Origin of the sequence: Pseudomonas sp. R9.37, from assembly GCF_963878885.1 — a bacterium.
Taxonomy (GTDB): domain Bacteria; phylum Pseudomonadota; class Gammaproteobacteria; order Pseudomonadales; family Pseudomonadaceae; genus Aquipseudomonas.
Genome location: NZ_CAWNZA010000049.1, coordinates 161,505 through 174,618 on the forward strand (window position 1 = coordinate 161,505; position 13,114 = coordinate 174,618).

The 13,114-nt window shown below is 62.2% G+C and carries 12 protein-coding genes; 6 read left to right on the top strand and 6 right to left on the bottom strand.

Annotated features, from left to right (window positions below; all coding sequences use genetic code 11):
• Positions 1–1,281, top strand: a complete 1,281-nt coding sequence (locus tag AACU78_RS28175) for a TRAP transporter large permease (protein ID WP_106578869.1) — start codon at positions 1–3, stop codon at positions 1,279–1,281.
• Positions 1,282–1,375: 94 nt separating this feature from the next.
• The gene (locus AACU78_RS28180; RefSeq protein WP_177410112.1) at positions 1,376–2,281 is read left to right on the top strand and encodes an aldose 1-epimerase; all 906 of its coding nucleotides are present in this window, start codon (positions 1,376–1,378) and stop codon (positions 2,279–2,281) included.
• 65 nt (positions 2,282–2,346) lie between these two features.
• On the opposite strand, the gene AACU78_RS28185 is transcribed toward AACU78_RS28180, so the two are convergent.
• The 5 genes from AACU78_RS28185 to AACU78_RS28205 form a co-directional block, all read right to left on the bottom strand.
• Complete coding sequence (locus AACU78_RS28185; RefSeq protein WP_106578870.1) at positions 2,347–3,492, bottom strand: HlyD family secretion protein; 1,146 nt, start codon at positions 3,490–3,492, stop codon at positions 2,347–2,349.
• A complete protein-coding gene (locus tag AACU78_RS28190; protein ID WP_106578871.1) occupies positions 3,489–5,135 on the bottom strand; it encodes an MFS transporter in 1,647 nt (548 codons plus the stop codon). The genes AACU78_RS28185 and AACU78_RS28190 overlap by 4 nt, the downstream gene beginning before the upstream one ends.
• A gap of 239 nt (positions 5,136–5,374) precedes the next feature.
• Complete coding sequence (locus AACU78_RS28195) at positions 5,375–6,181, bottom strand: sulfite exporter TauE/SafE family protein (protein ID WP_106578872.1); 807 nt, start codon at positions 6,179–6,181, stop codon at positions 5,375–5,377.
• Entirely contained in the window at positions 6,182–7,426 is a 1,245-nt protein-coding gene (locus AACU78_RS28200) for an NAD(P)/FAD-dependent oxidoreductase (RefSeq protein WP_106578873.1), read from the bottom strand.
• A 50-nt stretch (positions 7,427–7,476) separates the two neighbouring features.
• The gene (locus AACU78_RS28205; RefSeq protein ID WP_016974127.1) at positions 7,477–7,812 is read right to left on the bottom strand and encodes an ArsR/SmtB family transcription factor; all 336 of its coding nucleotides are present in this window, start codon (positions 7,810–7,812) and stop codon (positions 7,477–7,479) included.
• A gap of 110 nt (positions 7,813–7,922) precedes the next feature.
• Here AACU78_RS28205 and AACU78_RS28210 point away from each other — a divergent pair, with 110 nt between their 5' ends.
• Positions 7,923–8,786 (top strand): MBL fold metallo-hydrolase, encoded by an 864-nt coding sequence (locus tag AACU78_RS28210; RefSeq protein ID WP_106578874.1) that lies wholly within the window; start codon positions 7,923–7,925, stop codon positions 8,784–8,786.
• A 66-nt stretch (positions 8,787–8,852) separates the two neighbouring features.
• Here AACU78_RS28210 and bkdR read toward each other — a convergent pair whose 3' ends face one another.
• Positions 8,853–9,341: a Bkd operon transcriptional regulator BkdR gene (bkdR, locus tag AACU78_RS28215; protein ID WP_106578875.1), complete on the bottom strand. Its 489-nt coding sequence runs from the start codon at positions 9,339–9,341 to the stop codon at positions 8,853–8,855.
• A 195-nt stretch (positions 9,342–9,536) separates the two neighbouring features.
• On the opposite strand from bkdR, the gene AACU78_RS28220 reads away from it, so the two are divergent.
• The 3 genes from AACU78_RS28220 to AACU78_RS28230 are packed head-to-tail and all read left to right on the top strand — an operon-like array spanning position 9,537 to position 13,111.
• The gene (locus tag AACU78_RS28220; RefSeq protein ID WP_106578876.1) at positions 9,537–10,772 is read left to right on the top strand and encodes a 3-methyl-2-oxobutanoate dehydrogenase (2-methylpropanoyl-transferring) subunit alpha; all 1,236 of its coding nucleotides are present in this window, start codon (positions 9,537–9,539) and stop codon (positions 10,770–10,772) included.
• Positions 10,773–10,774: 2 nt separating this feature from the next.
• Positions 10,775–11,833: an alpha-ketoacid dehydrogenase subunit beta gene (locus AACU78_RS28225; RefSeq protein WP_106578877.1), complete on the top strand. Its 1,059-nt coding sequence runs from the start codon at positions 10,775–10,777 to the stop codon at positions 11,831–11,833.
• Positions 11,834–13,111, top strand: coding sequence for a dihydrolipoamide acetyltransferase family protein (locus AACU78_RS28230; protein WP_106578878.1), 1,278 nt, complete (start codon positions 11,834–11,836; stop codon positions 13,109–13,111). It abuts the gene before it with no gap.
• Positions 13,112–13,114: the final 3 nt, after the last annotated feature.

Sequence of the window (13,114 nt, forward strand, 5' to 3'; positions counted from 1 at the left end):
ATGGACGCATTGATTCTGTTGGGCAGCTTTATCGCGTTGATCCTGATCGGCATGCCGGTCGCTTACGCCCTGGGGCTGTCGGCGCTGATCGGCGCGTGGTGGATCGACATTCCGTTCCAGGCCTTGATGATTCAGGTGGCAGGCGGGGTGAACAAATTTTCGCTGATGGCGATTCCGTTCTTCGTGCTCGCCGGGGCGATCATGGCCGAAGGCGGCATGTCGCGCCGGCTGGTGGCGTTTGCCGGCGTGCTGGTGGGCTTTGTGCGCGGCGGCCTGTCGTTGGTCAACATCATGGCCTCGACGTTTTTCGGCGCCATTTCCGGCTCATCAGTGGCAGACACCGCCTCGGTCGGCTCGGTGCTGATTCCGGAAATGGAACGCCGCGGCTACCCCAGGGAGTTCGCCACGGCGGTGACCATCAGCGGCTCGGTACAGGCGCTGCTGACCCCGCCCAGCCACAACTCGGTGCTCTATTCCCTGGCGGCCGGCGGCACGGTGTCGATCGCCTCGCTGTTCATGGCCGGCGTGGTCCCGGGCCTGCTGATGAGCGCGTGCCTGATGGTGCTGTGCCTGATCTTCGCGAAGAAACGCGACTACCCCAAAGGTGAAGTCATCCCGCTGAAGCAGGCGCTGAAAATCTGCGTCGACGCGCTGTGGGGCCTGATGGCGATGGTGATCATTCTTGGCGGCATCCTCTCGGGTATTTTCACCGCCACCGAGTCCGCCGCGATTGCCGTGCTGTGGGCGTTCTTCGTGACCATGTTCATTTACCGCGACTACAAATGGCGTGAGTTGCCCAAGCTGATGCACCGCACGGTGCGCACCATATCCATCGTGATGATCCTGATCGCCTTCGCCGCCAGCTTCGGCTACATCATGACCCTGATGCAGATCCCGGCGAAGATCACCACGATGTTCCTGACCCTGTCGGACAACCGCTACGTGATCCTGATGTGCATCAACATGATGCTGCTGTTGCTCGGCACCGTGATGGACATGGCGCCGCTGATCCTCATCCTCACGCCCATCCTGCTGCCGGTGATTCTCGGCATCGGCGTCGACCCCGTGCACTTCGGCATGATCATGCTGGTGAACCTGGGCATCGGCCTGATCACCCCGCCAGTGGGCGCAGTGCTGTTTGTCGGCGCGGCGGTGGGCAAGGTCAGTATCGAGAAAACCGTCAAAGCCCTGCTGCCGTTTTATGGCGTGCTGTTTCTGGTGCTGATGGCCGTCACCTACATCCCGGCGCTGTCGCTGTGGCTGCCGGGCCTGGTGCTGTAGCCCTGTATCCGAGGCCGAGGTTCAACGGTGGACGCAGGCTTGCCAGCGTCCACAAATCACCTCTGTGTTGGTTTATTCATGCGGCGGGACACCCATGCTTTCAGACTTGATCGAGCTCAGCGACCCACTCACCCACCTCACCCTGGCCCCGGCCCTGGGTGGCAGCATCGTCAATTGGTCGGTGCGCGCCACCGGGCAGCCGTTGTTGCGACACAGTGACGAGCACGCGGTAAATACCGGTTTACCGGGCAAGTTGGGGTGCTATCCGTTGGCGCCCTGGTCCAACCGGATCGCCCAAGGCGGTTTCGATAACCCCGACGGCTGGCTGGCGCTCACCGCCAACAGCCTGACCGATCCGTTGCCGATTCACGGTTCGGCCTGGCAACAGGCGTGGCATGTGGTCAGCCAGGCGGCGGATGAAGTGGTGCTGGGTCTGCGGTGCGACACGCCGTTCGCCTATCACGCCGAACAGCGCTTTGCCTTGCGCGACGGTGAGCTGAGCATCGCGTTGCGCGTAACGCATCTGGCCGAACAGGCGGCGTGGCATGGCTTGGGCTTGCACCCGTACTTGCCGCGTACGTCGGGCACGCGGTTGCAGGCCAAGGCTGGGCAGGTGTGGATGAGTGATGCCTCAAAGCTGCCCACAGGATTGGCGCCAGTGCCGCAGGCTTGGGATTTCAGCACTTTGAACACCCTGCCCGAAGGCCTGGTGGACAATGGGTTCTGCCAGTGGGACGGGCATTGCCGGATCGAGCAGCCGCACTTGGGCTACACCCTGGAATGCCGGGCGACCGGGGCGGATTACTTCCTGCTGTATTGCCCGCCGGGGTTGGCATTCTTTTGCATCGAGCCGGTGAGCCATCCGGTGAATGCGCATCACCTGCCCGGCAATCCGGGGCTGAGATTATTGGAGCAAGGCCAGTCGACCCAACTCGATTTCACCCTCAAATACAGTGCCCATGGGGACGCGGGCTTGCCCGCGAAAGCCGTGGGTCGGTAACCACGCGCTCTCCGGCACTGCGCTTGTGCGAGCACGCCCGCGTCCACAGGGTGACCTGTACTGTGTCAGGGCGGGGTGTCTTTCAGGCGCCCCGCCGTGTCGATACTCACCACCACCGATAACCCCGGCCGCAGGCGCTCGCTCTCGGCCTGATCCGGGTCAACGGTGATCCGCACCGGCACGCGCTGGGCGATCTTCACAAAGTTGCCGGTGGCGTTGTCCGCCTGCAACAGGCTGAATTCCGAACCGGTCGCCGGGGAAATGTGCTGCACCGTGCCGTGAAACTTGCGGTGGTTCAGCGCGTCCACCGTGAAGGTTACCGGCTGGCCCACCTGCACATTGTCCATTTGGGTTTCTTTCATGTTGGCGATCACCCACAGCTGGGGCGGCACCAATGCCATCAACTGCGCACCGGAGTTGACGAAGGCGCCCAGGCGCACGCCGATCTGCCCGAGCTGGCCGTCACGCGGCGCGAGGATACGGGTGTTGGACAGGTCAATACGCGCCAGCTCCACTGCCGCGTCGGCACTGGCCACGGCGGCCTCCAGTGAACCGCGGTTGACGATCACGGTTTGCAGGTCCTGCCGGGCGATTTCCAGGCTGGCCTGGGCCTGGGCCACGGCGGCGATGGTCTGGGCATTGGCGGCGCGCGTCACGTCCAGTTCACGCTTGGACACCGAGCCATCGCTGATCAGCTCTTCGTTACGGCGCAAGTCAGCGGTGCTTTTTCGCGCCTGGGCCTGGCTGTCGACCAGCGCGGCCTGGCGCAGCTTGATGGTGGCTTCGGCACTGTTGCGTTGCTGCACCACGTTGGCCAACGAGGCTTTCTGCACCGCCAGTTGCGCCAACGCCTGGTCGAGGCGCTGCTTGTAGATGCGATCATCCAGGCGCACCAGCAGGTCGCCGGCCTTGACAAACTGGAAGTCCTGCACCGGCACTTCATACACATAGCCGCTCAGTTGCGGGCCGATAATCGTCACCTGGCCGCGCACCAGTGCGTTTTCAGTGCTCTCCACGGCGCTGCTGAAGGGCGGCAATTGCCAGGCATACAGCACGATCAGCACGCCGACGATGGCAATTGCGGCAAAGCCCAGCGATGAGATGATGCGCACCCGCAGTGAGCGTGGCTCAGTCGCGGTTGCTCCCGGTGGAGCGGTGCCTTCCGGGGTGGAGGCGATGGCGTTGGTGGTGGTCGTGGTTGTTTCGGTCATGAAGTAACGCCGCTGGGTTGAACGGGAGGGGCTGCTGCTTTGGTGGTGCTCATCAGCCACAGACTGCGGATGAAGATCCAGAGCATGGTGAGGATCGCGATGATCGCAATCAACATGAACACATCGTTGTAGGCCATCACATTCGCCTCACGCGTGGCCGCCGTGGCCAGGCTGCGAATGCCCATCAGGTTGCGCAATTGCGGGTCGGCGATGATACCGCCATACGCCGAACCGCCACTTTGCACCCGCGCGGCCACACGCGGGTCCAGTAAGGTCAGGTGTTCGACGATCATGCTGGAGTGATACTTCTCGCGCACGATCTGGAAAGTGCCCAGCAACGCCGCGCCTATCAGGCCGCCAAGGTTCTGGCAGATGCCGAACATCACCGAAAAACTCACCAGGTTGCGCGGGTTGGTGAGCACGTTGCGCGTGCCCAGCACCATGGTCGGCCCCAGAAAAAAGGTGCCGCCAAAGCCTAGCAGGAACTGGCTGATATACAGGTTCTGGGGACGAGTCAGGTTGCTTGAGAAGCTGTCCATCACCGAGCCGGTGGCCATCAGCGCCAGGGAGATGATCAAGGGCATCAACAGGTGCGCCGGGTTGATCGTCAGCGCACTGACCACCAGCCCGGCAATCGCACCGGCCAGCATCACCACGTACAGGGTGTGCATCTGCTGGTAGCTCATGTTCAACATTTGCATGAAGCCCACGGCGCCAGTGGATTGCTCCGACAACACCATGCGAATCAACACCACCGCCAGGGCCAGGCGAATCATCACCCCACTGCCCAGCCAACGGGTCATCAGCAATGGGTTGGCGCGGTTATGCTCGATGGCCAGGCCGGCCATGATCAATACCAGGGAACAGGCCGAGGCCACGCCGATCCACGGGGCTTCCAGCCACCAATCGATACGCCCCAGCGACAACACCGCGCAAAGCAGCGCCACGCCGGTGGCGAGGATGCCGAAGGTGAGGAAATCGAGTTTTTCAAAGGTCTTGAAGCGATCGCCGGGCGGCAGTTTGAGCAGGAAGACGCAACCCAGGCAGATCAGCGCCATGCCCAGTTCGAACAGGTACAGCCCGCGCCACTCGGCAATCTGCAGCAGGTCTTCAGAGAACAACCGCGCCAGCGGCAGTGCCAGCTGCGCCGTGCCCAGGCCGAGCACCAGGGCTTTCATGCGCCACTTGGCCGGGAACGCCTGGATCATGTAGTACAAACCCAGCGAACTCAGCGCCGCGCCCACCATACCGTGGGCCGCCCGCACCGCGATGGCGGAGCTGAGGTCGTTGACGAACAAGTGGCCGAAGGTGACCAGCGCATACAGCACCAAAAACACCTCGGTGAACGCGCGCAGGCCAAACTGCTGGCGAAACTTCACCAGCAGCAGGTTCATGCACACATTGGTCATCACATAGGCGGCGGGCAGCCAGGCCATTTCGGCGGTGGTCGCGCCCAAGGCGCCTTGCAAATATTGCAGGTTGGCGATCACCAGCGCGTTGCCCAGCCCACCGGTGATTGCCACCAGCACGCCGACCATCGCGAACAACCAGCGCTTGTGCGTGGGGTGCAGCGGCGTCGACGGCGAGCCGGGCAGGCTCGGTCGCTCGTGGGGCTGCCAGGTGTGGGGGGTGTATTTGTCCATTCGATGGCCTTGATAAGCCGACGTGCAAGGTCGGTGAATCCATTACTCAGGGAGTAGTAAACCTGAGAGACGTTCATCTTGCCATGTCAGGGCAGCAATTGAACTCTTGAACGGGCACGTTCAAAACGGTGGGAGCGGGCTTGCTCGCGAAGACGGTGGGTCAGTCGACTCATTCGGTGTCTGGCACACCGCTTTCGCGAGCAAGCCCGCTCCCACCGTTGGAATGTATTTCAGGTCGGTCAGAGTGTGGCCTTGAGCACCATGCCAATAGCCACCACCACGCACAGGCTGGCAAAGCCGACTTGCAGGGTGCGCGCCTTGATCACTGAACACAGGCGCCGCCCAATCAGCATGCCGACGATGCTCGCGCCGATAAACACCCAGCCCACAGGCTCGATGCTCACCCCGGCATGAAACGCACCCGAGACGCCAATCAGCGAGATCAGGCTGATCACCATCAACGAGGTGGCGACGATGCCGCGCATCTGCACATCCGTCAGCTGCTTGAACGCCGGTACGATCAGAAAGCCGCCACCCACGCCGAGCAAACCCGACACCGCACCGGTCACCGCGCCGAGGGCGGCCAACGTGGCGCTGCACTTGGCCGTCCAGGCCAGGCGCCCGGTCTGCTGATCAAGCATGCAGTTCTTCTGGCCCCACGACGCGGCGCCATGATCGCTGGGCCCGGCGTCGACCTTTTCGCGCTGCAACATGCGCCAGGCCACCAGCACCATCAATGCGCTGAACAGCCCCATCAGCACGGGCTCCGGCAGTTGATGGGCGAAAAATACACCCAGGGGCGAAAACAGTGCGCCAAGCAAGGCGATCAATAAGGCCGCGCGGTAACGCACCAGACCATGGCGCAAGCCGTCGATTGCGCCGACCGCCGCCGCCGCGCCCACCGCGAGCAATGACACCGGCGCCGCCTGGGTCATCGTCAAGCCCAACCCCAGCACCAGCGCCGGCACCCCAAGGATGCCGCCGCCCGCACCCGTGAGGCCCATGACCAGGCCCATCAACACGCCCAACACGCTTGCCAGCAGCATTTAATCCACCTTGCTCAGACGGGTCAGCCACTCGCGGCCCTTGAGCATGCCGTTCCAGTAGAACCACGGCAGCAGCGTGGCCTTGAGAAACCACATCGAACGGCGCGCCCGGGTCGGGTCCAGTGGGAAGGTCGGCAGCAGTTTGCCGCCGTAGCCGAACTCGGCCAGTACCACCTTGCCCTTCTCCACCGTCAGTGGGCAGGAACCATAGCCGTCGTACTTGAGCGGCAGCGGCGCCTGTTGACGCAGGGCCAGCAGGTTTTCAGCGACCACCACGATCTGCTTGCGCACAGCGGCAGCGGTCTTGGCATTGGTGGTGCCGCACACATCGCCCAGGCCAAAGATGTGTGGGTAACGCAGGTGTTGCAGGCTGTGGGGGTTCACTTCACACCAGCCGGCGGCGTCGGCCAGCGGGCTTAGGCGGATAAAGTCCGGAGAGACTTGCGGCGGGACCACGTGCAGCAGGTCGAAGGATTTCTCTTGAACCGTGACCGTGCCCGCAGCGTCTTTCACCTCGAACAAGGCCTTGCGCGCCGGGCCATCGACCTTGACCAGGTTGGAATTGAACGCCAGGCGTGCCTGGTATTTTTCGACGTACTTCATCAATGGCGGCACAAAGGTCGCGACGCCAAACAGCGCGGCGCCCGCGAGATCGAATTCGACGTCGATGTTTTTCAGATGGCCTTGTTTGAGCCAGTGATCGCAGGACAGGTACATCGCCTTTTGCGGCGCCCCCGCGCATTTGATCGGCATGGCCGGCTGAGTAAAAATCGCCTTGCCGCCCTTGAGCTGCTGCACCAGTTGCCAGGTGTAGGCGGCATGCTCGTAGCTGTAATTGGAGGTCACGCCGTTTTGGCCCAAGGTGTCTTGCAGGCCTTCGACCTTTTCCCAGGCCAGGCGCAGGCCGGGGCACACGATCAGGTTGTTCCAGGTGACGCGCTGGCCGCTGTCGAGCACCAGGGTCTGCGCCTCGGGCAGCACTTCGGTGACGGCGGCCTGCACCCAGGTGACGCCATTGGGCAGCACATCGGCGAGTGGCCGCCGGGTCTTTTTGACGTCGTAGGCGCCGCCGCCGACCAGGGTCCAGGCCGGCTGGTAGCAGTGATAGTCGCTCGGTTCGATCAGGGTGATGTTCAGGTGCGGGTCACGTTTGAGCAGGCTGGCCAGCAGGCCGATGCCCGCCGAACCGCCGCCGATGACTACGATATCGCCACTGATGGTAGGGCCACAGTGTTGGTCATTCATGGTCAATCGCCTTTCTTTTACATGCACACAAGGGTCGCTGCCGGATGGCGTCACGCCCAGCTTTTCATGACCGCGCCGCAGTACAGCCCGGACAGGGTTTTCATCACTTGAATCACTTCATGGCTGGCCAGCCCGTAGAAAATGTATTTGCCTTCCCGACGGGTGGCGACCAACCCTTCGTCACGCAGGATGCCCAACTGTTGAGACAGCGTGGGCTGGCGCACGCCGGTCAGCGCTTCCAGCTCACCCACGTTGCGCTCGCCCTGGGTCAATTGGCACAGAATCAACAAACGGTCCTCGTTGGCCAACGCCTTGAGCAAGGAGCAGGCCTTGGACGCCGATGCGCGCAACTGGGCGACTTCGCCTTCACTCAGAGTAGATTCCATTTGCTTCGGGTCCTTTACGTCACTTAAGCTCAAAACATTATGTGTAAACGTAAACTGATTGTAACGACTTTTTTCTTCACCGTTTTTCTTCCTCAACAGGGACAGCCGCCATGCCAGCGTTGATTCACGCTTTTCTGGACGAGGCATCGTCGACATTCACCTACGTCATCCATGAAACGAACGGCGGCCCATGTGCCATCGTCGACTCGGTGCTCAACTACGACCCGGCCTCCGGGCGCACCGACACGGCCCAGGCCGACAAAGTCATCGCGTTTGTGCGTGAGCACGGCCTGCAGGTGCAATGGCTGCTGGAAACCCATGCGCATGCCGATCACTTGTCTGCCGCGCCGTACCTGCGCCGTACGCTGGGCGGCAAGATCGCCATTGGTCAGTCGATCAGCAAGGTCCAGGACGTGTTCAAGAACCTGTTCAACCTGGAGCCGGAATTTCGCGTCGATGGCTCGCAGTTCGACCATTTGTTTGCGCCGGATGAGGTCTTTCATATCGGCAACCTGAAAGCGCAGGCGCTGCATGTGCCCGGGCATACCCCGGCGGACATGGCCTACTTGATCGACGACCGCTTGATTCTGGTGGGTGACACACTGTTCATGCCGGACGTGGGCACGGCGCGCTGCGATTTCCCGGGTGGCGATGCGCGGCAGTTGTATGCGTCGATGCGTAAGTTGCTGGCCTTTCCTTTGGAAACCGAACTGTACGTGTGTCATGACTACCCGCCTGAAGGCCGCGAGGCCAAGTGCCTGACCACAGTCGCGGAACAGCGCGCGGGCAATATTCATGTGCATGACGGGGTGGATGAGGCGACGTTTGTTGCGATGCGCACGAAACGTGATGCCGGGCTGGGGATGCCGACGCTGTTGTTGCCGGCGATTCAGGTGAATGTGAGGGCGGGCCATATGCCGCCTGCTGAGGGGAATGGGGTGACTTACCTGAAGATTCCGCTTAACCAGCTGTAAGGACGCCGAACCCCCTGTGGGAGCTGGCTTGCCTGCTCCCACATTTTTACAGCGGCGCGGCTGAGGTTATGTGCCCAGGCTGATGCCGTTGGCCGGCAGGGGCAGCGCGGTTTTGTAGCGCACTTGCTTGAGCGCAAAGCTGGAGCGGATATTCGCGACGCCGGGCACTTTGGTCAAAAAGTCCATCATGAAGCGCTCCAGCGACTGGATCGTCGGCACCAGCACGCGGATCAGGTAGTCCGGATCACCGGCCATCAGGTAACACTCCATCACTTCCGGGCGGTCCGAGATCGCACCTTCGAACTGCTGCAGCGCCAGCTCGTTCTGCTTTTCCAGGCTCACATGAATAAACACGTTGACGTGCAGCCCGAGCAAATCGGCATCGAGCAGCGTGACCTGATCGCGAATCAGGCCCAACTCTTCCATCGCCTTGACCCGGTTGAAACACGGTGTGGGTGACAGGTTGACCGAGCGGGCCAGGTCGGCGTTAGTGATGCGCGCGTTCTCCTGCAGGGCGTTGAGAATGCCGATATCGGTACGGTCCAGTTTGCGCATGAGACAAAATCACCTGTTTATTATGTTTATGCAGTTTTTTTATCCGCAAATGATCGCGAGCGCAACGAAACACAGATAAATATTCTTCTACGCCACGCCTATGATTGTTGTAGGACAAGATTTCTCCTACCCGGAGACGGACTGTCAGCTAGCGCGCCCACTACAAGAAATTCACAAGATAGAGCGTAGAAAGCCATGACCCAGCAGTACGAACCACTGCGCCTGCACGTTCCTGAACCCTCGGGACGCCCAGGCTGCAAGACCGACTTTACCTACCTGCGTCTGACCGACGCTGGCCTGGTGCGCAAACCCGCCATTGACGTAGAACCCGCCGACACCGCTGACCTGGCCAAGGGCCTGATTCGCGTGCTCGACGACCAGGGCCAGGCCCTTGGCCCGTGGGCCGAAGGCGTGCCTGTCGAGATCCTGCGCAAAGGCATGCGCGCCATGCTCAAGACGCGGATCTTCGACAACCGCATGGTGGTCGCCCAGCGGCAGAAAAAAATGTCGTTCTACATGCAAAGCCTCGGCGAAGAAGCCATCGGCAGCGCCCAGGCCCTGGCCTTGAACATCGACGACATGTGTTTCCCCACCTATCGCCAGCAAAGCATTCTGATGGCGCGCGAAGTGCCGCTGGTGGACTTGATCTGCCAACTGCTGTCCAACGAGCGCGACCCGCTCAAGGGCCGCCAGTTGCCCATCATGTACTCGGTCAAGGACGCTGGCTTCTTCACTATTTCCGGCAACCTCGCCACCCAATTCGTACAAGGTGTGGGCTGGGGCATGGCCTCGGCGATCAAGGGTGACACCAAAATCGCTTCGGCCTGGATCGGCGACGGCGCCACCGCCGAATCCGACTTCCACACCGCCCTCACCTTCGCCCACGTCTACCGTGCGCCGGTGATTCTCAACGTGGTCAACAACCAGTGGGCCATTTCCACTTTCCAGGCCATTGCTGGCGGTGAAGCCACCACCTTCGCCGGACGCGGCGTAGGTTGCGGTATCGCCTCCCTGCGCGTGGACGGCAACGACTTTATCGCCGTGTACGCCGCCTCCGCCTGGGCGGCCGAGCGTGCGCGCCGCAACCTCGGGCCAACGCTGATCGAATGGGTCACCTACCGCGCCGGTCCGCACTCGACCTCGGATGATCCGTCCAAATACCGCCCCGCCGATGACTGGAGCCACTTCCCGCTCGGCGACCCGATTACGCGCCTCAAGCAGCATTTGATCAAGATTGGCCAGTGGTCCGAAGAGGAACACGCGGCGGTCAGTGCCGAACTTGAGGCCGAAGTGGTCAAGGCGCAAAAAGAAGCCGAACAGTACGGCACCCTCGCCGGCGGCCAGATTCCAAGCGCCGCGACCATGTTCGAAGACGTTTATAAAGAGATGCCGGAGCACTTGAAGCGCCAGCGTCAAGAGTTGGGGATCTGACCATGAACGATCACAACAACCGTATCGAAGTGGAAACCGCCATGACCACCACCACCATGACCATGATCCAGGCCCTGCGCTCGGCCATGGATGTGATGCTTGAGCGTGACGATAACGTGGTGGTATTCGGCCAGGACGTCGGTTACTTCGGCGGTGTGTTCCGTTGCACCGAGGGCTTGCAGAACAAGTACGGCAGCTCGCGGGTATTCGACGCGCCGATCTCCGAAAGCGGCATCGTCGGCGTGGCGGTGGGCATGGGCGCCTACGGCCTGCGCCCGGTGGCAGAAATCCAGTTCGCCGACTACGTCTACCCCGCGACCGACCAGATCATCTCCGAAGCTGCGCGCCTGCGTTATCGCTCGGCCGGCCAGTTCACTGCGCCGCTGACCATGCGCATGCCCTGCGGCGGCGGCATCTATGGCGGCCAGACCCACAGCCAGAGTATCGAAGCGGTGTTCACCCAGGTCTGCGGCCTGCGCACGGTGATGCCATCCAACCCGTATGACGCCAAAGGCCTGCTGATTGCCTCGATCGAAAACGACGACCCGGTGATCTTCCTCGAGCCCAAACGCCTGTACAACGGCCCGTTCGACGGCCACCACGACCGCCCGGTGACGCCGTGGTCGAAACACCCGCAAGCGCAAGTTCCGGATGGTTACTACACCGTGCCGCTGGACGTCGCCGCGATCGTGCGTCCGGGCTCGGCCGTCACCGTGCTGACCTACGGCACCACCGTGTATGTGTCGCAAGTGGCCGCCGAAGAAACCGGCATCGACGCCGAGGTCATCGACCTGCGCAGCCTGTGGCCGCTGGACCTGGAAACCATCGTCAAGTCGGTGAGAAAGACCGGCCGTTGCGTGGTGGTGCACGAAGCCACGCGCACCTGCGGTTTTGGTGCCGAGCTGGTGTCGCTGGTCCAAGAGCATTGCTTCCATCACCTGGAAGCGCCGATCGAACGCGTCACCGGCTGGGACACCCCCTACCCGCACGCGCAAGAGTGGGCGTATTTCCCAGGGCCGTCCCGTGTGGGCGCGGCGTTGAAACGGGTCATGGAGGTCTGAATGGGCACGCACGTTATCAAGATGCCGGACATTGGCGAAGGCATCGCAGAAGTTGAACTGTCGGTATGGCACGTAAAGGTCGGCGACCTGGTGGTTGAAGACCAAGTGCTGGCGGATGTGATGACTGACAAGGCGATGGTGGACATTCCCTCGCCGGTGCACGGCAAAGTGATTTCCCTCGGCGGCGAGCCGGGTGAAGTCATGGCCGTGGGCAGTATTTTGATCAGCATTGAAGTGGAAGGCGCGGGTAACGCCAAGGATGTACCGGCGGTGGCTGCACCGGCAAACGCTGCGCCTGCGCCCGCACCAGCTGCGGTTGCTGAAGCCAAACCCGCGCCAGCGCCAAGCAAGCCTGCGCCCGCGCCTGTGGTTGCAGCTCAAGCACACGTTGCCCGTGAAGCTGACGAACGCCCACTGGCCTCCCCTGCCGTGCGCAAACATGCCTTGGATGCTGGCATCCAGCTACGCCTGGTGCAGGGCTCTGGTCCGGCGGGCCGGATTTTGCACGAAGATCTGGAGGCTTTCTTGCTCCAGCGTCCGGCGCAAAATAAAACCGCTGCCAACCCCTATGCCGAACGCACCGACGAAGAACAAATCCCGGTGATCGGCATGCGCCGCAAGATTGCCCAGCGCATGCAGGACGCCACCCGGCGCGCCGCGCATTTCAGCTACGTGGAAGAAATCGACGTCACCGCCCTCGACGAGTTGCGCGTGCACCTCAACGAGAAGCACGGTGCCACGCGCGGCAAGCTGACCCTGCTGCCGTTTATCGTGCGCGCCATGGTCGTGGCGTTGCGCGATTTTCCGCAGATCAACGCGCGGTACGACGACGAAGCCCAAGTCATCACCCGCCTTGGTGCGGTGCATGTGGGCGTCGCCACCCAGAGCGATGTCGGCCTGATGGTGCCAGTGGTGCGTCACGCCGAAGCGCGCAGCCTGTGGGGCAATGCCGAGGAAATCGCGCGTTTGGCCACCGCCGCGCGCAATGGCAAGGCCAGTCGCGACGAGCTGTCGGGTTCGACCATTACCCTGACCAGCCTCGGCGCCTTGGGCGGCATCGTCAGCACGCCGGTGCTGAACCTGCCGGAGGTGGCCATCGTCGGCGTCAACCGCATTGTTGAGCGGCCGATGGTGATCAAGGGCCAGATCGTGATCCGCAAGATGATGAACCTCTCCAGCTCCTTTGATCACCGCGTGGTCGACGGCATGGACGCGGCGCAATTCATCCAGGCCATTCGCGGCCTGCTCGAACAACCCGCCAGCCTGTTTTTGGAGTAAGGC